Annotated in this window: 18 protein-coding genes; all 18 read left to right on the forward strand. The window is 29.8% G+C overall.

Translation table 11 applies throughout. From position 1 onward, the window contains the following. Positions 1-75: 75 nt before the first annotated feature. On the forward strand, positions 76-303 hold the full coding sequence (locus ACTCDL_RS04830) for a hypothetical protein (protein ID WP_463174445.1): 228 nt from the start codon (positions 76-78) through the stop codon (positions 301-303). Next, on the forward strand, positions 290-1,690 hold the full coding sequence (locus ACTCDL_RS04835) for a hypothetical protein (RefSeq protein WP_463174446.1): 1,401 nt from the start codon (positions 290-292) through the stop codon (positions 1,688-1,690). The genes ACTCDL_RS04830 and ACTCDL_RS04835 overlap by 14 nt, the downstream gene beginning before the upstream one ends. Positions 1,691-2,209: 519 nt before the next feature. Next, a complete protein-coding gene (locus ACTCDL_RS04840) occupies positions 2,210-4,105 on the forward strand; it encodes an LPS-assembly protein LptD (protein ID WP_463174447.1) in 1,896 nt (631 codons plus the stop codon). A 350-nt stretch (positions 4,106-4,455) separates the two neighbouring features. Beyond that, positions 4,456-5,772, forward strand: a complete 1,317-nt coding sequence (locus tag ACTCDL_RS04845) for a 3-deoxy-D-manno-octulosonic acid transferase (RefSeq protein ID WP_463174448.1) — start codon at positions 4,456-4,458, stop codon at positions 5,770-5,772. Continuing rightward, a complete protein-coding gene (locus tag ACTCDL_RS04850; RefSeq protein WP_463174449.1) occupies positions 5,769-6,815 on the forward strand; it encodes a glycosyltransferase family 9 protein in 1,047 nt (348 codons plus the stop codon). The genes ACTCDL_RS04845 and ACTCDL_RS04850 overlap by 4 nt, the downstream gene beginning before the upstream one ends. After that, positions 6,812-7,828, forward strand: coding sequence for a lipopolysaccharide heptosyltransferase II (gene waaF / locus ACTCDL_RS04855; RefSeq protein ID WP_463174451.1), 1,017 nt, complete (start codon positions 6,812-6,814; stop codon positions 7,826-7,828). The genes ACTCDL_RS04850 and waaF overlap by 4 nt, the downstream gene beginning before the upstream one ends. Positions 7,829-7,931: 103 nt before the next feature. Then, complete coding sequence (locus ACTCDL_RS04860; RefSeq protein WP_463174453.1) at positions 7,932-9,044, forward strand: glycosyltransferase family 4 protein; 1,113 nt, start codon at positions 7,932-7,934, stop codon at positions 9,042-9,044. A 329-nt stretch (positions 9,045-9,373) separates the two neighbouring features. Continuing rightward, entirely contained in the window at positions 9,374-10,129 is a 756-nt protein-coding gene (locus ACTCDL_RS04865; protein WP_463174455.1) for a glycosyltransferase family 2 protein, read from the forward strand. Further along, positions 10,101-11,228 carry a glycosyltransferase gene (locus ACTCDL_RS04870; RefSeq protein ID WP_463174469.1) on the forward strand — a complete coding sequence of 376 codons (1,128 nt, stop codon included), beginning with the start codon at positions 10,101-10,103 and terminating at the stop codon, positions 11,226-11,228. The genes ACTCDL_RS04865 and ACTCDL_RS04870 overlap by 29 nt, the downstream gene beginning before the upstream one ends. Positions 11,229-11,274: 46 nt before the next feature. Beyond that, on the forward strand, positions 11,275-12,111 hold the full coding sequence (locus tag ACTCDL_RS04875; protein WP_463174456.1) for a lipopolysaccharide kinase InaA family protein: 837 nt from the start codon (positions 11,275-11,277) through the stop codon (positions 12,109-12,111). A 17-nt stretch (positions 12,112-12,128) separates the two neighbouring features. Beyond that, positions 12,129-13,322, forward strand: a complete 1,194-nt coding sequence (locus tag ACTCDL_RS04880) for an O-antigen ligase family protein (RefSeq protein WP_463174457.1) — start codon at positions 12,129-12,131, stop codon at positions 13,320-13,322. A 38-nt stretch (positions 13,323-13,360) separates the two neighbouring features. After that, a complete protein-coding gene (locus ACTCDL_RS04885) occupies positions 13,361-14,218 on the forward strand; it encodes a lipopolysaccharide kinase InaA family protein (protein WP_463174459.1) in 858 nt (285 codons plus the stop codon). 32 nt (positions 14,219-14,250) lie between these two features. After that, positions 14,251-15,393, forward strand: coding sequence for a glycosyltransferase (locus ACTCDL_RS04890; protein ID WP_463174461.1), 1,143 nt, complete (start codon positions 14,251-14,253; stop codon positions 15,391-15,393). Positions 15,394-15,419: 26 nt separating this feature from the next. Next, positions 15,420-16,568, forward strand: a complete 1,149-nt coding sequence (locus ACTCDL_RS04895) for a glycosyltransferase family 4 protein (protein ID WP_463174462.1) — start codon at positions 15,420-15,422, stop codon at positions 16,566-16,568. Positions 16,569-16,594: 26 nt separating this feature from the next. Beyond that, entirely contained in the window at positions 16,595-17,713 is a 1,119-nt protein-coding gene (locus tag ACTCDL_RS04900) for a glycosyltransferase family 4 protein (protein ID WP_463174471.1), read from the forward strand. 114 nt (positions 17,714-17,827) lie between these two features. Beyond that, positions 17,828-19,066, forward strand: a complete 1,239-nt coding sequence (locus ACTCDL_RS04905) for an adenine nucleotide alpha hydrolase family protein (RefSeq protein ID WP_463174464.1) — start codon at positions 17,828-17,830, stop codon at positions 19,064-19,066. A 33-nt stretch (positions 19,067-19,099) separates the two neighbouring features. Continuing rightward, a complete protein-coding gene (locus ACTCDL_RS04910; RefSeq protein ID WP_463174466.1) occupies positions 19,100-20,209 on the forward strand; it encodes a glycosyltransferase family 4 protein in 1,110 nt (369 codons plus the stop codon). A 40-nt stretch (positions 20,210-20,249) separates the two neighbouring features. Beyond that, positions 20,250-21,194 carry an NAD-dependent epimerase/dehydratase family protein gene (locus ACTCDL_RS04915; RefSeq protein WP_463174468.1) on the forward strand — a complete coding sequence of 315 codons (945 nt, stop codon included), beginning with the start codon at positions 20,250-20,252 and terminating at the stop codon, positions 21,192-21,194. Positions 21,195-21,470 lie beyond the last annotated feature (276 nt).

Here is a 21,470-nt window from a genome sequence, read left to right on the forward strand (position 1 = left end):
CAAGTCCTAAAAGAATAAGGATATCCTAATAAATTAGGAGGAAACTTAAACTTCAAACTTCTTTTGAAGCCTCCGTTGCTCGTCTCGGAGGTTGTTCACGAGCAGACAGAAGATATAGCACCAATGGTAACTGATTGGGGATATATTACTTTTCAAGTTGAAAAAGTTGATCCTAGAGGTTGGTTAATTGATAGTATGACAATCAACTATCAGCATCCAGATGATAATCCAGCAGATGCAGGTAAAATTTTAGAAGATGATATTCCTGCATGGACAACTGGGGAAGATAATGTTCAAAATTAGATATTCTCTATTAATTTTTCTATTTATACTAATAGCTTATAACAGTAATGGACAAGCCTATTCTGATAGTTATTATAAGTTACAACTTGATATTGGTGAATATAATAGTGAAATTAAAGAATATTTAGATTTAGATTATGACTATGATTTTGGATTGTATAACTTAGCATTGAATTTGGATCTTAATAAAAAGTATGTATTTTCCAGTGGATTGGTTATAAATGAACCCAAATGGGATTATGAAGATTATCTGATTACTTTAGAGAATAACTCAGATAAGTTAGATGTTGGAATTACTTCTTCTCCTGCTATCTCTGAATTTTTAGCCAGTGATTCTTTAGAGGGTGTATATTTAAAGAAGGGTAAATATGAATTATGGCATGGATATGCTAGAACCAGTACAGGATTTAGGGTTGACAGCAGAAAGCAAAGTGGGATTAATATTGACTTTGGAGATAGAGAACTAGGATATCTAAAGTCTGATGATTCAAATGAATCTAATCAGTACTTTAGTTATTCAGATAACTATGAGTGGAATCATACTGATTTAGATATAGAGACTACTTTGGGGATGAGTAATGATGATGATTTGAGGGGATTAGCTACTGCTGTCAATATAGACTCTATAGGGAAACTCTTTAATTATTATATAAGTTTAGATTATCAATCCCCTCAGTTTCAAGCTGTAAAAAGTAGTATTGATTATGGTCATGGTAAGTATGATCTTCAGTTGCGGAGCTATAGAAGTTGGGGGCCTTATTTGATGGAAGGTTCTCTTGCTTATAATCAGGATAATTTAGATAAAGAAAAGACAAGCACTAATAAAAATTTAAGTAGTGGAGTTAAAATGAACTATTATTCTGATTATGCAGGCATATATACTGTTGCTGTTAGTTATAATCGGAATAATAAATATTTAGTAAAGAATAGTTATAATACTCGACGTGAAAATGAGATTAATCTAAAATTAGGCTATGAAGATATACATTGGGAATATAATTTAGATGTAAACTATAATAAGCGTTATAATTTTATTACAGGAAATAATGTTAGTGAAAAAGAGATGAACCTTGCTTTAATATATGACTCTTTTGATAATTTGAAATTTATTCTTAGATATAATATTGAGCGTGAAAGAGATGATGATTTAGAGAGAGATTTTAGCTTGAATATCGACTATGGCTACCAATTATTCGAAAATTTAGATTATGATTTAGATTTAACTTTAGATGATGAATATAGCTTAAGGTTGAACTTAGAGCAAGGGGTGGAATACGGATTTGCTAAAAATCATGATTTAGAGTTGAGATTGGGCTTGATTAAGTATTTAGAATATGGTGATCATATTAGTAAAAAATTAATAATAAATTATAAATATAATTTTTAAAAAAATAAACATTTATACTATGAAAATTAAATCACTTATTTTCTTTAGATTTATTATTAACCTGCCAAGGTAGTTTAAGCTATTTTGGTAGGTTTTTGTTTTTATATGATAAATCTAATTCAATTTCCACCTATTACTTGGAGTAAATAACCTTTAAAACTTGAATTTTACTAAGGAGTTTAGTAAGATAGACTTGTGTGTATAATTAATAATCTAGATTTGTGAATCTAGAATAAAATTTAACTATGACGTTATATAGAGATAATACGACACTTCGTGTCGAGTGTGAGCTATGAGTGCGAGTGTGTGTAAAATCTCTTTTTATTGGAGTTTAATCACACTCACACACCCACTCACGCTAATTTTAAAAGTGTCCCAATATACTCAAATTATACCTTAGATTTGGAAATCTATAAACTGAATCTTTAAGTAATTTACTAGTTTTGTAAATATAAATTATTTTTTCTTATAATTAAGAAGATTTATCTTCTTAATTATTGTTAGAAAGGGTGAAATGCCTTGCAGAGAATATTATTTTTTGTATTACTAATATCAGTTTTATGTACAGCAGTTGTACAAGCTAATGAGCAGGTTCCGATTACGGTAGATGCCGATGGGTTTGTAATGTTAGATGAAGAATCTCAAATGATTCAAGCTGAAGACAATGTAGTTATTCAAATGGGAGAAGATTATATTAAAGCAGACGAGGTTCAAGTTAATTTAATAACTAAAACTATTAAAGCTTCGGGGAACATTCTTTTAGTGCAAGAAGGTAGAGAAGTCTCTGGAGATGCATTAGAATATGATTATATTAACGAGGAAGGAAAGTTCTATAATGCTCTATCTGAAGAAGAGGGTATCAAATTTAAAGGCAAGGTGCTTAATATTGTAAAGGATGAGATGGTAATGGAGGAGACAGAATTGATTGCTTGTAATCATGAGGACCCCCATTACAAATTAACTGCTGAAAGCATTAATATCTATCCTGATGGTAAAGTTGTTGCTAAAGGGGTTTATTTATGGATAAAGGATAAGAAGATCCTTCCTTTGCCAACCTTTACAACTACACTCAGTTCTGATCCAACAGAGCAGAAGAAATATGCTATTCCTGAGCCTAAATTAGGATATAATAGGGATAATGGAGCTTATCTTGAAGTTAACTATGATCATTATGTTGATGAAACTTTAGAGGGTTTTCTTCATTTTAAGGCTACAACTAAGAAGGGAAATCAATTAGATTTAGATTATAATTATAGCCCAAATGAAAACTTTCAGTTTAAGCCTAATCTAAGCTATGATCAAGGGATTGGTTTAGATGGTAGTGTTAGTTTGCTAAATAAGATTGGTAGCATTAATAGTAATATTAGTTATAATGCTTATATCGAAGATGATGAAGATGATCCAGATTATAAAGATAAAGAATGGCTAGCTAGATGGGATTTGACTACTGATATTTTTGGAGTTAAATCTGGATTACATTTTAAAAGAGATGAAGATGACCCAGAGATAGGAAAGGAGATTACCTTCGATAAGAAGTGGTCCGATTACTATTGGCAACTTCGAGCTGGAGCAGATAATGAATATGATTATAAACCACAATTTTCTTTAGGGGTTAGGGATAAAGACTTAGGAAATGGAACTTTATTTTCTACAGACTTGAGAATAGCTGATATTTATGAGAGAGATACTGATATTGAGACCTCTAGAAGAGGGGTTGATCTAAGATTAAGAGATAGCCAAGTTAAGATAAGTGATAGTACTAATCTTTATTGGGATAGTGGATTATCTATCTCCAAATATGGGACAGGAGATGACTTTCAGACTTATGATTTTAATGTAGGTATTGATCAGAAAATAGCTTTTCTTGACTTTAATTTAGACTATCAATACTATGATGAGCTTGGACAGACTCCTTTTGAATTTGATTTATTAACCGATGAAGATGAAAAGATCGGAAAGAGAAATTATATTACTGCAAGTATTGGCAGTGATTTGACACTAAGTGAAAATTTAGATCTTCAATGGAATGCACTTGCCCGCAATAGCACTTATGAAAATAAAGATGATTATAATTATTATCAATTTAACACTAAGACCTCTTATCAAATTAATGAGTTTAATAGTATAGGATTAGGTTATAATTATGTAGGAACAGTAGGAGAAACGCCTATTGAAGATGAAGAGGTTGAAAGAGATGATTTATATAATGAGGTTACTCTAAGTTATAATTTTCAAACAAACCAATTGGACTTCCCTTATTGGGATGTTGAGATAGAGACAGGATATGATTTTATTGATGATGAATTATCTACTCTGAAATATTCTGTAATGAGAGAATTTGACTGTTTCAATACTGGAATTGAATATGATCAATTAGAAAAAGATATTCGTTTCAATCTGGAATTGAAGTTTTAATAGATAAGAGAATAAATTAAGTGATGGGAATCTTCCCATCACTTAATTTACTTTTAATAAAATGCTTATTTAAGTAAAAACTATATATTGGTGGAATTAATTTCTCATATTACTTAGCTAGTATTGAAGAGATAATTACTTTATTATATAATTAAACAGGATGGTGTAATATGGGGATGTTGTGACACTTTCGTGTTGGGAACCAGGAATCTGGAATCAGTATAGTTTACAGGTTCCTGATAACTGATTCCAGATTCCTAAAAGTATCGCACTTTCTCTCAATTATATCAGTTTTATATCAATATAAGTTGTAAATATAGCAATTATTTCAATAAAAAAGGAGCTTGGTTATGCCACTAGCTTATTTTATTTATAATTTTTTAGTATTTATTATTTTATTATTATACTCTCCTATACTAATTTATAAGGTTTTAATTAATAAAGAAAATAAATCTTCTTTATTGGAGAGATTTGGTTTTTTACCAAAAGATATTATAGGAAAGTTTAGAGGTGAAAAAGTTATTTGGGTTCATGCTGCTTCGGTAGGAGAAGCAGGTGCTGCTAGTCCTGTTGTAGCTGAATTAAAGCAGAAATTTCCTGAATATAAAATTATCTTTTCTACTATGACCACCACTGGAAGGGGTATGGCTCGAAAAATTATTAAAGAAGCAGATGATTTTATCTACATTCCCTTTGATTTCTTTATTATTGTAAATAAGGTAGTAAAGGCAATCAGCCCTGACCTTGTAGTGATTATGGAGACTGAACTATGGCCGAATTTAATAAAGTATAGTAAGAGGCAAGGTGCTAAGGTGATGCTTATTAGTGGGAGAATAAGTGATAGTAGTTTTAAGCAATATAAGTATTTAGGCTATTTACTAAAAGATATGTTTAGTCAAATAGATATTCTTAGTATGCAATCTAACAAAGATATGAATAGAATTATAGAGTTAGGAGCAGATGAAGATAAAGTTTGTAATAATGGTAATACTAAATTTGATCAAGAATATGGTAAAATTGATTTTGAAGTTAAAGAATCTATTTATAAAGAATTTCAGATTAATCCCAATCAGCCTATTATCGTTGCTGGCAGTACCCATGATAATGAAGAGGAACAACTAATTTCTTTATATAATGAATTGAAGACAAAGTTTGGCGATTTAATTTTATTATTAGTACCTCGTTATATTGAGCGGGTTGAAGAGATAGAAAGTCTTTATCATCAGGTTGGAATTAATACAATTAGAAGAAGTAGAATAAAAGAGAGGGATTCGGCTAGAGAATCGGTTATTTTAGTAGACACTATTGGAGAGTTGGCTAAATTATATGGTATTGCAAATTTAGTATTTGTAGGAGGAAGTTTAATTGAACGTGGAGGCCATAATATATTAGAGCCTGCTTCCCAAGGTAAACTAGTCTTTTTTGGACCACATATGTTCAATTTTAAAGACAGTACTAAACTGTTATTAGAGAATAAGGTAGGGGTTCAAGTCACTAATGTAACAGAGCTAATTGAGCAGATGGATTATTATCTTAGTAATCCTGATATTTTAGAAGAACATAGTAGACAAGCTGTAAAGATGATTGAGGATAATCAAGGGGCTTCTTGGCGTAATGCTGAGTTGGCTAGTAGATTATTAGTTAGCAGAAAGGAATTAAATAAATGAAGATACTATTGATTAGGCTAAGTGCTATTGGAGATGTAATCCATGCTCTGCCAGTTGCTAAAGCTACTAGAGAGAGATATCCTAAGGCAGAGATTACTTGGATTGTAGAAGATAAAGCCAAGGATTTAGTAATTGGAAATCCAAATATAGATAATCTTATTATATTACCGAAGGAAGAGTGGAAGAGGGATTTTAAGAATAATAAGTGGTCGACTATAAAGAAGGCACGAAGCTTTTTTAAGAAGTTAAAAAAGCATAAATTTGATATAGCTTTAGATGTACATGGATTATTTAAGAGTGGTTTAACAGCCTATTTAAGTGGAGCTAAGAAGAGAGTTGGCCCTGCTAATGGAAGAGAAGGTTCTACTCTCTTTTATCAGCAGAAGGTTAAATTACCTACAACAGAGATTCACCAGATAGATAGAAACCTTCAGATAGCTCAAGGTATAGATGTAAAAACAGATAGTGTAGCTTTTGATATAATTCTTTCTAAAGAAGAAGAAAAAATGGTTGCTCAGATATTAAAAGAGTTGGGTCTAGATAGTGATAAACCATTAATTACGATCAATCCCTATACTAGCTGGAGTTCGAAAAACTGGTTAAACCGGCGTTGGGCAGAGGTAGCTGATAATTTAATTAAAGATTTAAACTGTGAAGTTATCTTTACGGGTAGTCCTGCTGATAGGGCTGGAGTCAGTGAAATTATAGAGTTAATGGAGGAAAGATCATATAATCTAGCTGGTAAGACTAATCTTAAAGAGCTTGCTGGAATCTATGATAGGGCAGATTTGTTTATTGGTTGTGACACTGGGCCAATGCATTTAGCAGTGGCAATGGAAACTCCTGTGATTGCCTTGTTTGGTCCAACCAATCCAGTAACTCATGGTCCTTATGGAGATAATAATATCGTACTTAAGGGAGATACCCCATGTAAATGCTGTTGGAAGAGGGTCTGTCAGCATAATAAGGAATGTATGAAGGCTATAAGTGTAAATAATCTTCTAGAAGCAGTTAATTTGATGTTAAGGAGTGAATTTGAGTGAATAATAATATAAGTAAGGCCAAAAAAATCGTCATAATTGACCTCTTATATCTAGGAGATTTAATCTTTGCTACTCCCTTTATTAGGAATTTGAGAAAGAAGTATCCTAAAGCACAGATAGATATGATTGTTAATTCTAACTTTTTTGATATTATAGAAGGAAACCCTTACTTAAGTCAAGTTTATGCCTATGATAAGAAGTGGAGTTTAAAAGAGAACTGGAAATTTGCTAGAAATTTAAGTCAGAATGATTATGACTTAGGTCTTAATCTCCATGGTAATTGGCGAACAGCTCTATTGTTGAAAGTAATCAACCCAAATTATACGATTGGCTATGGTGGTAAGGGAAGGGGTATTTGGTTGAATCAGGAATTGCTTGCTACTAAGGGTATTCATATGGTAGATGTCTACCTTAAGTTTTTAGAGGAAATGGGCTTCAAAGAGTTAGATAATCAAGGGATAGAGTTAGAGGTTAATCAAGAAGCTAGTAAGAATATGCTTGATTTCTTACAGAAGCATGGTATAAAGGGTGAGGATAGATTAGTAGGACTTAATACAGGAGGTAGCTGGCCAACTAAGCAATGGACTAAAGAGGGCTTTGCTCAGCTAGGAGATAGATTAGAGGAAGAATTGCAAGCTAAGGTTATATTCTTTGGTGGACCTGGAGATGTAGAGAGGGTAAATGAGATAGCTGCTATGATGAAAACTAAACCAATTATTGCTACTGGAGAGACTACTTTAAAAGAATTAGCTGCTTTAGCAGCAAGGTGTGACTTATTTATCAGTGGAGATACTGGACCAGTCCATGTAGCAGCAGCAGTAGGAACACCGACAATAGCCTTATTTGGTCCTTCTGATGAGCAGAAGTATCGTCCCTATGGTAAGAAGCACAAGGTTATAGAGAATGGTATTGATTGTCGTCCTTGTGGAGAACACCACTGTCCTTTAGAACACCATAAATGTTTAGAGGAGATTAGTGCTGATGATGTATTGAGAGCAGTGATGAGTGAATAGTAAGAAGTAAGTAGCAATAATTCAAAACATAATAAACTTTAATAAAGAAACTCAAACTATTACTATCAACCTAAATCAAATAAGAGAGAAGGTTATACTAATAATGAAGAGACTAAATATACTTCATATTCATTCAGCCAAATCATTTGGAGGGGGAGAGGTACATTTATATCAATTAATACAAGGATTATCTAGAAAGAATCATAATCTTACATTGGTTATTAAAGATAATTTGTTTAATAAATTCTCTAATTTGGATATAGAGATTAGAACTTTACCTTTGAAGAATGCTATAGATTTTGTTTCTATCTATAAGTTAGTCAGAATCATTAAAGAGAAAAAGATAGATATTATTCATGCTCATCGTGGAAAAGATTATTGGTTGGCTACTATGGCTGTTAATATTGCTAAAAGAGCTAAGGTTGTTATTACTAGGCATATTCTAAAATCTTTAGGAAAGACTTATGTTCATCATTATTTATATAAGAAGATCAGTAAAATTATCGTGGTCTCCAATGAAGTTAGAGAAATTTTAATTAAAGAAAACAAAATACCTTTAGATAAATTGGAATTGATTTATAATGGTGTTGACCTTAATGAGTTTAATTATAATAGATTCAATCATAAGTATTTAAAACAAGAGTTTAATATTCAAAATAATGATGTAGTAGTGGGGGCAATTGGTAGGTTAGGAAAGAATAAAAATCAAGAATTTATTATAGAAATAGCATCTAAACTAAAAAATCAAATATCTAATATTAAGTATTTGATTGTGGGTCAAGATAATAGCCCCAATAAACATTATAAAAGCAAGTTAGAAGAGATGGTTAGAAAATCTAATTTAAAGAATCAAGTCCATTTAACAGGTTTTCGTGAAGATATTCCAGCGATAATGGACATTTTAGATATATTAATTATTCCTTCTAAGCAAGAGGCTTTTGGAATAGTAGCTATTGAAGCTATGGCGATGAAGAAAGTGGTTTTAGCTACAAGGGTAGGTGGTTTAAAGGAAGTTATTGAAGATGGGAAGACTGGTTTTTTACTTCCTATAGAGGCTGATGTTTTTGCAGAGAAGATTAAGCAATTAGCACAAGAATCTAGCTTAAGGACTGATATGGGAGAAGCGGGGTATCAGCGAGTTTTAAATAATTATACAATAGAAACTATGATAAATAAGACTGAAGAGGTATATTATGATATTTTATCTAATGATTAAAAATAAGAATTCAACAACGAACTTTTTAATTAAAGAAATCTGAGTTACAAGAAAAATATAAAAATTCAAGTTTAAAATATATTTAAAGACTAAAATTAGTGGCAACAAATTAACGCGAATTGCACGAATTAAATATTAAATGATTAAATTAAAGATTTAAAAGCTCTTGACCTAAATTCGCTTCAATTCGAAAGATTCGTTGCAAAAAATATTTAAAATAATTTAAATATAGTATTTTCACAAAATTCGTGGAAGAGCCAAAGTAAGAGATAAACTGTTCTAATATTTATCTTGATTTTTATTATTATCTGAGAAAAGGAGGGCATATAATGGATAATCTTGGGGCATTAATCTTAACCTATAATGAAGAAGATAATATTGAAGAATGTTTAGAAACCCTTAATTGGATTGATGATATAGTTGTGATAGATTCCTATAGTAATGATAATACTATTAATTTAGCTAAAAAATATACCCAGCAGGTTTATCAAAGAAATTTTGATGATTTTGCTTCACAACGTAATTATGGATTAGAACAGATTAACTCAGAGTGGGTTTTAGTAGTAGATGCTGATGAGAGGGTTACTCCAAATTTGAAAGAGGAAATTGTAGACAAGCTAAAGAGCCTACAAGCAGAAGGTTATAAAATCCCTAGGAAAAATTATTTTTTAGGTAAGTGGATTAAATATTGTGGATGGTATCCAGATTATACTCTTCGATTATTTAAATCTAATAATAGATATAGTGGTTTAGTCCATGAAGGTGTCGAGATAGAAGGAAGAATAGATAAATTAAATAACGCTCTGATCCATTATACTTATCGTGATTTGAAGCATTACTTAAGTAAGATTAATCATTATACTACCCTTGATGCTGATAAAAAATATAAAGCAGGAAAGAAGAAAGGAATAACTTATATTATCTTAAGACCTATAATAGAGTTCATTAAAAAATTTATTTTAAAAAGGGGTTTTTTATTAGGAACTCAAGGTTTTATATTATCGATTTTGTCATCTTACTATCAATTTTTAAAGTATATTAAACTTTGGGAGAAGAATCAATTTAAGTCAGGGAGAGAAAAATGATGAAAAAGATACTTTTTTAAATACTTGTGTAGCTTGGGGTGGAGGAGAAAAGTGGACCTTTGAGACAGCTACTGAACTTCATAAGAGGGGATATGAAGTGACTATTGCTAGTGTTCCAGAAAGTGAATTGTATCACCGTGCTGAAAAAGAAGGTATAACGACTAAGAAAGTTTTAGTCAAAGGGAGCTTATCGGTATTAAATTTAGCTAAATTATTTTCTTTTGCCAATTATTTAAAGAAAGAGAAGATAGATGTTATATTTTTAAATCTCTCTCAAGATTTAAAATTTGGTGCCTTAGCTGGGAAGTTAGCAGGAGTAGATAAAATTATTTATAGAAGAGGGCTTGCTATTCCTATAAAGAATAGATTTTATACTAAATTATTGCTTAAAGATTGTGTTACAGATATTATTGCTAATTCTTGTACAATAAAAAGAATGGTTTTGGAGAATACATCAGAATGGTTAAATGAGGATAAAATTAAAATAATCTATAATGGTATTAAGTTAGATAATATACAAGATAAGCTAGATACTACTTTTAATATTAGAAAAGAGTTTGACCTAGAAGATAATATACCTATAATAGCTAACATAGGTAGGCTAACAGAACAAAAAGGTCATAAATATTTGATTAAGGCAGTAGATTTGATAAGACGAGAAGTGAAAGAATTTAAGGTTTTAGTTATTGGAAAAGGAGATTTAGAGAATAAATTAAAAGAAGAGGTTAAGAGCTTTAACTTGGATGATTATATTATTTTTACAGGCTTTAGAGATGATATTTATAATATTTTGGCTCAAGTTGATTTTTTAGTGCATACTGCTTTGTGGGAGGGATGTCCCAATATAATACTAGAGGCAATGGCAGTAGCTACTCCTGTTGTTGCTACTAACATAAGTTCTGTAGTTGAACTTGTATTAGAAGGGAAGACTGGTTATTTAGCTGAAAGTCAAGATGTCTATGATATTGCTAAGCAGACTGTTAAAATGATTGAAGAATCTAATAAGAATAAAATGGGACAGACGGCTAAAGACTTAATTAATAAAAAATTTGATTTTAAGGATAAGATTACGGAATTAGAAGATTTATATTTAAGATAATTCTTTTATTAGATTCCTAATTAATGCTAAGGGGGTGAGATATAAGATGTCATTAAAATTATCTAGAAGAATTCAAAATATAAATTATCTTATAGATTCAAAAGATGAGTTGCTATGGATTGATGATCAGTGGGATAATTATGCCTTTAGAAATTATATTAGGAATTTGGATAAGGATTTTCGAGATGGAAATATTTTTTATGATAAACGAAATATGCTGACTGAAATTTCTGCTAATCAAGATTTAGGAATTCAACAAAATATAGCAATTAAGAAATTTAAGTTGACCCGAAACTATGATAAACTCCGTTTTAGATTACTTAAATCAAAGGCTGTTAGGTCTTTAAAAATAGCTTTAGCTTTAGAAGAGGTTAAGCTCAATACTCCTAAGCCAGTAGCGGTTATAGAAGAAAGGGGAAGTTTTAATAAAATAATTTATAGTTACTTTGTTACCGAATATGTTGATTATGATTATAATTTATTAGATATTATTAAAGATAAGAGACATCCTTTAAGAGCTCAGGTTAAGGATTGGTTGCCTCAAATTGCTGAAGATATTAAACGGATGCATGATGCAGGTATAGTCCATAATGATCTACATGCAGGTAATATTTTACTTAGGAATATTGATACAAGTCCTAAGTTTTATTATATAGATTTAAATAGAGGAAGAATAAAGAAGAGTGTAAATACTAAAACTAGAGTTAAAGATTTGGTTAGGTTTAAACTAAGTTCAGAAGAGCAAAAGATATTTATAAGAAATTATGACCCTAGTAATTATCAAAACTTATTAAATCTAATGATTAGGCTGAGAGATAGGAGAAGAAAATTTATTGATTATAAGAAAAAGTTGAGAAGTATTTTTAAGAAGAATAAAAATTAGCGAAAGAGGTTTTTCTTTTGACTTATAAGGCTATAATAACTAATTATTTGGATAAATTAATCTTGGCAGGTTTAATGTTGATGATGTTTAGTTCAGCTATCTCTATAGCAGGCTCTAGTATAGGCTTTGGATTGGCTTTTATAGGGTGGATAACTAAGGTTTTACTTATAAAAGATGTTAAATTTAATTTGAATCAAGTAAACAGAGGAATTATTATATTTTTATCTACAATATTAATCTCTTTTATAGGTACTTACAACTTAAAGGAGAGTCTGGCGGATTTAGAGAACTATATATTGTTGTTTCTTCTTTATAATATAATTATCACTAGTATTTCTGACCTAAAGTATGTTAAGCGATTATTTGGGTTAGCTGTTATTTCTATTATTATTTCATCTTTATATGGTCTTATCTGGCAGCATTATCATTTAGGTGTTAGTAGAATTGAGTCTACTTTTATGGCCTTAGATTTTGGAGCATTAATTTTGATATATTTATTATTTGCTATAATATATTTATTATTTGGAGAGGGAAGTTTTAATAATAAAGTAAAAAATTTTTTCTTAATACCCATTCTATTAATAACCTTTATTTATAATGAAAGTAGAGGAGCTTGGCTAGGGTTTATAGGGGCTAGTTCTATTATATTTTGGTTGCGTAGTAAAAAATGCATTATTGTATTAATACTACTAATAACTCTTGTTATATCTTTTGCTCCAAAGGATATAAAAGATAGAATTCATAGTATTACAAATGTAGAAAGTAATAGAAGTAATTTAGGAAGAATAGCTCTCTGGAAAGGTGCTATTTTAATATTTAAAGATTATCCAATTAATGGAATAGGACTAGGGAACTTTAGAGAGGTATATATGTCTAGTTATAAACAGCCACATACTGTAGCTAACTCTCATGCCCACAACACATTTTTACATCTATTAGCTGAAGCTGGAATTATTGGGTTTTGTGGATTAATCTATTTATTATATTCGATTCTAAAATATCTATATAATAATTATTGTAAAATTAAGGATAACAATTATGGGTTATTTATATTAGCTACCTGGGGAGCAGTAATTGGAGTTTTTATTATTCAAGGATTGACTGAGACCAACTTTGATAGGGCTGTAGTGGCGAGAACAATGTGGTTTATTATTGGGTTGTCAACAGTTATAATTGAAAATGGTGAATGGGAGAATGATAGTATTTTATGATTTAGAGTGTAATGTTATTATGGAGGATAGAAACTTATATGAATTATTTTAGACAGAAATATAGTAAGGAAATACAGGTTTATTCTCAAGGTCCAGTTGAATCTGAGATTTTAAAGGTTGGAGTAAGCCTTCTTAAAGGTAGTACTAATAATGTAGATAATCTTAAATTAGTTAAAGGTGCTAAAGGTCGTCAAGTTTTTAGTTTGGATATTGATGGAGAAAGATATTATTTAAAAAGATATTATTATCGGCAATTGAAGAAGAGGATTAAGAATATATTTAGGGCTCCTGAAGGGGTCAGAGCTTATGATATGTCTATTAAGTTGTTAGAATCAGGAATCTCTGTAGCAAATCCTATTGGAGTAATTATTTATAAAAAAGATTTGATAACAAAGGATAGTTTATTTATTACTAAAGAATTTGCAGGGGAAGATCTGCAAGAATATATAGCTAATGGAAGCTATACTCAAGAATTAAAAGAAGATATAATAAGAGGATTGGCTAAATTATGGGCTACCATTTATAAGAATAAATTTATAAATGGTGACCCTAATTTGCCAGGAATATTAGTTAAATTTACTGAAGGTAAATTTAAATTATCTTTAGTAGATATGGACAATATACGTCAACTTCCTTACTTGCCGTGGAAGTTAGTTGTTAAAAATCTAGTTGATTTTAATGCCCATTCTTACTCTGGATTGGATAAAATGAATAATCAAAGATTAAGCTGTGCTGATCGGCGATTATTCTTTAAAGAGTTTATAAAAGAATATGGATTAAATGTTAATTCATCTAACACAATTACTTATATCAGCAAGAAAACAAGTGATAGATTAATTAAATGGGGTAAAAGAGATTTAGTGGCTCAAAATGATGATTTAAGATTGTTTTTGTAGAGGATATTATTAATTTATGAGGGGGATAAGATTTGAATATAGTTTATGTGTATGCTAGAGATTGGCCTAGTGAAAAAGCTGGAATCAGCTTTTCAACCTATACAAGTTATGGGATGGCTAAAGCAGATGAAAATAATAATATTGATTTGATAATTGCTAAAAATACTGAAAAGGATTTTAATGAAGTTCTAGAAAATTATTTTATGTTAAAACCATTAGAAAATTTTAGGGTAAAGTTAATAGATAATAAGACTCTGTTTAGTAAAACTACTAAGTTTTATATCAAAGCCTTCAAAATGATTAAGAAATTAAACCAAGAGAATAAGATAGATGCTATTGTTACTAGAACAGTTAATTTTTTACCATATGCTTATTTATTAAAAAAGTTATATAATATTAAAATTTTGTATGAGGCTCATACTTTTTATTTAGATCCTGAATTAAAAGGTGAAGTAGGAAAGAGAAAAAAAGAAACTAGGTTTCAAAGGTGGTTTTTACCAAAAATTGATGGTGTTATTTGTCATCAAAGTGTAATTAAAGATTTATACAAGAAATACATACCTGAGCAAAATTATTCTGTTATTACATATGGATTTAATGAGTTTGTTAAGCAAGATAATTTGTGGGAGAAAGAGTATATAGGATATATAGGTTCTTTATATGAGAGTAAAGGAGTAAAAGATTTATTTTATGCCCTAAAAGATATTGAGTATAAAGATTTAAAGCTCTTAATTGTTGGTGGAAGGTCTCATAGAATAAAAGAGTATCAAGATTTAGCCAAGGAGTTGGGAATTGAAAATAGAGTTAAAATTACAGGGTGGGTAGATAGAGATAAAGTCGAGAAGTATTTAAAGCAGATAAAGATTGGTTTAGTTCCCTTGCGTGATGATTTCCATACTAGATATTTAACCTGCCCTACTAAGATATTTAACTATTTCTCACATGGCATTCCTGTAATTGGAGCTGATTTACCAACTGTTAAAGAAGTAGTTACTGATAAATGTGGCCTTTTTTTTGAGCCAGGAAATAGAGAAGAGTTAGTAAAATGTATTAATCATTTGAATTCATCTCCTGATATCTTTAATAAATACTCAAATAATATTTTTAACAGGTCAAAAGAATTATTACTTGAAAGAAGAGGAGAGAAGATAATAGATTTTATCAAAAGTATTTAGGAGTAGATTGATAAGGAAGTGATAGTGTGAAAGTAGCTTTAGTTCATAAGAAGTATACTACCCATGGTGGAACAGAGAGGTATATGGTGGGTTTATCGAATTTTCTTGTTGAACAGGGGCATGAAGTACATGTCTTTACCGGTTCATGGGATCAAAAAGTCGCAGATAAAAGCATTAATTTCCATAAAATTTCATCCTGGGGGAAGCATTTAGGAATTGCTAAATATATATTTGCTAAAAATGCTTATAGAGAAGTACAGAAGTATGATTTTGATATTATCCAGACCTTTTCTCGGGTTGGTTTTGGCGATGTAATTAGAGTTGGTGGAGGATGCCATGATATTTATATTGAAAGATTAATGAACAGTATAAATAATCCTTTATATAAATTAAAGAAGAAAGTTGAATATAAGCTATCTATAAATGATTCTCTAACTAGATATTATGAAGCAGAGGATTTTGAAGAAGGGAATTATCAAAAAATAGTAGCCGTATCTCAAATGGTTAAGGATGATATCATAGAAAAATATGGTATCCCAGAAAATGATATTATTGTTAATCATAATGGTGTAGATATCGAGAAATTTAATCCTGATAATCAGAATAAATATAGAAAATCGATTAGAAAGAAACATGGTTTGGACGAGGATGATTTTGTTTTATTATTTTTAGGGACGGGATTTAAAAGAAAAGGGTTACAGTATGTATTAGAAGCCATTAAAAAAGTAGAACAGGCTAAACTATTAGTAGTAGGTAAAGGGAAGATAGATAGATTTAAGAAAATGGCTGAAAAATTAGGAGTGCTATCAAGGGTTATATTTGTAGGACCTAGTTCTGAAGTTGAGAAATATTATGTTGCAGGAGATGTTTTTGTGTTTCCCTCAATTTATGATCCCTGTGCTAATGTTTCTCTAGAAGCAATGGCATCTGGATTGCCATTGATCACCACTAAAAGTAATGGTGCTTCAGGTATAGTTGATTATAGTGAAAATGGCTTTGTACTTGATTCTGCCGATAATATTACACAATTAGTAACTTATATAAGAAAGTTGGAAGATCAGCATATAAGAGCTAAGATGGCTAAGGTAGCAAGAGAGAAAATGTTGGATTATACTAAAGAGAAAAATCATCAAAAAATGATGGATATATATAGAATGATTTCAATTGATAATTAGAGGTGGTAGCTATGAGAGTAACACTTATGTTAAGTTCTAGTGCTTTTAGTGGTGCCGAGAGTGTTGTTTACTATTTGTTAAAAAATATGGCTAAGAATTCTGATATAGAATTACAACTAATTGTTAATCAGGAGATAGTTAATTATTATAATCATTTAGGGAATGAAAACAACATAGAAATCTTTTGTTATGGTCCTCATAATTTAGAATTTCATAGTTCTATAATGAAAGGGTTAGACAAAGTATTAAGGCTAAGTAGACGTTATAAAAAAATTTTCAAGATTAATAAACCTCATTTAAAACATAAGTATAAAGATAGAATTATTAATGCAATTAGCGAATTTAACCCGGACTTTGTACATGTTCATATGTATAGAACCTTAGAAACTTATTTATTAGTTCATAATTTCTTAAAGAATAATCATATTAAATCATGTTATACATGGCATGGGGATAAAATGAATAGATATAAGAAGTATATTATAGAAAATGATTTTTTTGATATATATACTGCTGTTTCATATGATGCAAAGATGTGCTGGCAAAGTTATTTTAGTAAAGAGATTCATACAATTTATAATGGAGTTGATATGAATATAGATAGGTTGAAAGATATTAATTATGGAGATCAAGAAAGATTAAAAATATTATTTCCAGCAGGTCAGAGGAGAAATAAAGGATATGATTATGTTTTAAGATTAAACCATTTTTTATTAGAAGCTTATCCAAACTTTCAGATAAGAATATGTGGTGGAAGTAAGTTGAAGTATATAGATAATATCAGATATTTGGGTTATATGAATCATGAAAAATATTTAGATGAGGTAGCTAGATGTGATATTCTTGTTCGACCAGCTAAGGATGATACCTTTGCTATTTCTATTTTAGAAGCTCATGCATTAAATAAAGAGATTATTTGTAGTAATTTACCTGTATATAAGGAAGTTTATGGAGAACCCAAAAACATACATTATGTAGATTTAAATCAAGATAAATTTAATAAACAAGTCTTAAATATTATTAAAAGGATTGAAAAAGAAGATAGAAAAGAATTTTCAGTAAATGAAAGATTACTAAGTGAATTTTCATGGGATGAAATTGCTAATAAATATATAAATCTTTATATAGATTATTTTAAAATTTAATATTTAATATAAAATTTTGATAAGTAATTGATAGATCTTTACTCTTTAATTTGGATAAATTAGTTTGAATTTTTTATATTCTATATAATTAAAAATGCAAAAAGGAGATTTTATATGAGGAATGAAGATCAAATATTGGCATATTTACACTTTGGTTATTTACCAAAATTTTGTACTGATTTAGAATCTAAGTCATGGGCTAAATTTGGTATTAATTCTAAAAAACCAAAAATTAATATTTACGATGAAGCATTATTAATTGAAAAAGGAATAAAGAGTTTTAAAAGCTCAATAGCTAATAATATTGAAGAAGGTTATTTAAACATAGTTCCTCTTAGTGGTGGTCTTGATTCTAGAGCTATTTTGGCAGGTTTGATTGATTTAGGTTTAAAAGAAGAGATTATCACTGTTACATTTGGAACACCAACAACTTTTGATTATGATTTAGGTAAGTATATTGCCCAACAAGCTGGCGTTAAATATGAAGTAATTGATTTGACTGAAGTTGAGTTAGATCAGAGTTCTCTGGAAGAGGTTGCTCAAACAACAAATAATTGGACGTACTTAATTGACTCATTTTATAATTATCTTATCCGTAATAAATTTGGTAAAGATGTGGTATACTGGAGTGGGTTTATGGGAGATCCCTTGGCAGGAAGTCATAGTTATGATACTAATTTTTGGGAAGATGCTTTAGATAAGTTTATTTATAAGAATCGTTTTTCTAAATCTATTAAGTTAACACCAAAATCTTTTAATCCAAAAGATATCTTGCCTCAAGAACCATTATTGAATAAAGAGATAAGCTATATTGAACAATTAGATTTTTCTATTAGACAAGAAGCTGCTATTAAACCAATTGTTTTATCTGATGATTATAACTACAAAACTCCTTTTTTAGATCAAGAATGGGTTAACTTTATTTTATCTATCCCTCAGAAATATCGCAATGATGAATATCTATATAAAAAAATTTTACAAAAAGCTTACCCAGATTTATTTTCTTTACCTACTGCAAATAATTTTGGTTTACCTCTTGAAGCACCTCAATGGAGAAAAGGAGTTCAGAAATTATTATGGCATTGGCGTTCATCTTTGCATAAAGTATTGCCCAGCAGTCCTTGGGTAAGAAGGCCTGGGATAAATTATATTGACTTCAAAGAAGGTCTAATTAAGCGTAAAGACTTAAAAAATATCATATATAATAATATGCAAGATCTTAAACAGCGAAAAATAATAAATTGGATTGATTTTGATAAGATATGGAATGAACACCAAAGTCAAAAGTATGATCATTCTAAGGCATTAATTTTATTGGCATCATTAGAAATTTATTTAAAATCATCTAAATAAATTACAGTTAAAGTAAATAGGGAGAGAGGCTGGATGGATAATAAGAATATTTTATTTATAAATAGTGGTAGTGGTTGGGGAGGGGTAGAAGGGTGGCATTATAAAACAGCTATTGAATTGCAGAATAGAGGGTATAATGTTTTTATTTTAGCAGTTAAAGATAAACCATTTTATAAAAAATGTAGAGAAGTTGGACTTATAGTTGGTGAAATTAAGCATATAAAGAATGGAACTTTTATGAATCCATATAGAGTATTTTGGTTGGTTAAATATCTAAAGAAAAGAAAGATAGATGCTATTTTCTTTTGTCAGTCTTCTCATTTTAAATATGTTTCTGTTGCTGCTAAAATAGCCAAGATAAATAAAGTTATTTATAGAAGAGCTTTAGCAAAGCCTATTAACAATAGATTTTATAATAGATTATTTTTAAAATATTGTGTTACAGATTTAATGTTTATTTCTAAAATAACTAGAACTGAGAGTTTGAAAGAGATTTCTTCTGATTACTTATCTAAGGAGAAAATGAAATTAATCTATAACGGAGTTAAGGTAAAGGATTTTTTTAATCCTAATATAAAAACAGATATTAGAAGAGAATTTAATATTAAAGAGGATGAATTAATAATTGGAAATATTGGTAGGTTATGCAGGCAGAAGGCACAACATTATTTAATAGAAGCATTGCCACAGGTATTAAAAGAATTTAATAATATTAAAGTTTTATTAGTAGGAAGTGGAGGAAAGGAAAATTTATTCAGAGAGAGAATTAAAGAATTGAAAATAAAGGATAAAGTTATCTTTGCTGGGTTTAGACAAGATATACCGTCTATTCTTAAGCAGATAGATTTTATGGTTCATACTGCTATTTATGAAGGGTGTCCTTGGGTAATATTAGAGGGAATGATGTCGGGAGTTCCAATAGTAGCTACTGATTCTACAAGTTTACCAGAATTTATAGTCGATGGAGAGACTGGCTATTTAGCTGAAAATAAAAATCCAGATGATATTGCTCAAAAAATAATTAAGATGATTAATAATCAAGATAGAGATAAGATGGGTAGACGAGCATCTGAAATGGCACAGAATGAGTTTTCATTTAAAAAAATGATTGATGATATAGAGGAAAAAATATTAAAAGTTTAATAATAAAATCATATATGAAATTACAAGGGGGAAATTAAAAATGAAAGCATTAGTAACTGGGTCAGCAGGATTTATTGGTTCTAATTTGGCAGAAAGATTACTCAATGAAGGTTATGAAGTGATAGGTATAGATTGTTTTACTGATTATTATTCTCGTGATTTAAAAGAGAAGAATTTAAGCTTCTTTAAAGAGCATAAAAACTTTACTTTCATAGAAGAAGATATTTTGAATCTTGATTTAGTAGAGTTATTAGCAGATGTAGACTATGTCTTTCATCAAGCTGCTCAAGCCGGAGTAAGAGCCAGTTGGGGTAAGAGTTTTGATATTTATACTGACAATAATATTAGAGCTACTCAACAATTATTGGAAGCTGCTAAGAAGTCAAGTATTAAGAAATTTGTTTATGCTTCATCATCTTCAGTTTATGGTGATACAGATCAATTACCAATGCAAGAGAGTAATAAGCTACAACCAGTCTCACCATATGGAGTATCTAAATTAGCAGCAGAGAACTTATGCTATTTATATTGGAAGAACTTCGGAGTACCGACAGTATCTTTACGATATTTTACTGTCTTTGGGGAGAGACATCGTCCTGATATGGCTTTTCATATCTTTATTAAAGGGATTTTAACTGGTGGGAAGATTACTATCTTTGGGGATGGTGAACAATCACGTAACTTTACCTATGTAGGTGATGTAGTACAAGCTAATATCTTAGTGGCTGAAAGTGATATAGCAGGAGAAATCTTCAATGTTGGTGGTGCAGGTGATAGAGTAACTTTAAATGAGACTATTGCCATAATGGAAGATATAATAGGTCAAGAGGTAGAGAAGGAATATAAGGCTGTAGCTAAAGGTGATGTTAAGCATACAGAAGCTGATGAGACTAAAATTAGAGAAATATTAGGATATGAACCTCATATAGGGCTAAGGGAAGGTTTAGAGAGAGAAGTAGAATGGTTAAAACAGATTTATAAATAGTGTTCTTTTTAATTATTTAGAGGAATAAATTTAAAAGTCTTAGATTGCTTATTCCTTTAATTTAATTGGTTCAACAACAAACTTTGTGATTAAAGATAATCTTAGTTACAAGAAAAAATAGAAATTAAAGTTTAAAATATATTTAAAAAGCTAAGATTAGTAGCAACGAATTAACGTGAATCCCACGAATTAGAGATTAAAAGACTAAATTAAAGATTTAAAAGTTCTTGATCTAAATTCGCGTTAATTCGAGAGATTCGTTGCAAAGAAATGTTT

The sequence above is a fragment of the Orenia sp. genome (genome assembly GCF_055140805.1).

Bases quoted from the DNA above. Each gene is read 5' to 3' on its own strand.
- ACTCDL_RS04835 (WP_463174446.1), top strand. From the start codon at position 290: ATGTTCAAAATTAGATATTCTCTATTAATTTTTCTATTTATACTAATA.
- ACTCDL_RS04845 (WP_463174448.1), top strand. From the start codon at position 4,456: ATGCCACTAGCTTATTTTATTTATAATTTTTTAGTATTTATTATTTTA.
- ACTCDL_RS04850 (WP_463174449.1), top strand. From the start codon at position 5,769: ATGAAGATACTATTGATTAGGCTAAGTGCTATTGGAGATGTAATCCAT.
- ACTCDL_RS04860 (WP_463174453.1), top strand. From the start codon at position 7,932: ATGAAGAGACTAAATATACTTCATATTCATTCAGCCAAATCATTTGGA.
- ACTCDL_RS04865 (WP_463174455.1), top strand. From the start codon at position 9,374: ATGGATAATCTTGGGGCATTAATCTTAACCTATAATGAAGAAGATAAT.
- ACTCDL_RS04875 (WP_463174456.1), top strand. From the start codon at position 11,275: ATGTCATTAAAATTATCTAGAAGAATTCAAAATATAAATTATCTTATA.
- ACTCDL_RS04885 (WP_463174459.1), top strand. From the start codon at position 13,361: ATGAATTATTTTAGACAGAAATATAGTAAGGAAATACAGGTTTATTCT.
- ACTCDL_RS04900 (WP_463174471.1), top strand. From the start codon at position 16,595: ATGTTAAGTTCTAGTGCTTTTAGTGGTGCCGAGAGTGTTGTTTACTAT.
- ACTCDL_RS04905 (WP_463174464.1), top strand. From the start codon at position 17,828: ATGAGGAATGAAGATCAAATATTGGCATATTTACACTTTGGTTATTTA.
- ACTCDL_RS04910 (WP_463174466.1), top strand. From the start codon at position 19,100: ATGGATAATAAGAATATTTTATTTATAAATAGTGGTAGTGGTTGGGGA.
- ACTCDL_RS04915 (WP_463174468.1), top strand. From the start codon at position 20,250: ATGAAAGCATTAGTAACTGGGTCAGCAGGATTTATTGGTTCTAATTTG.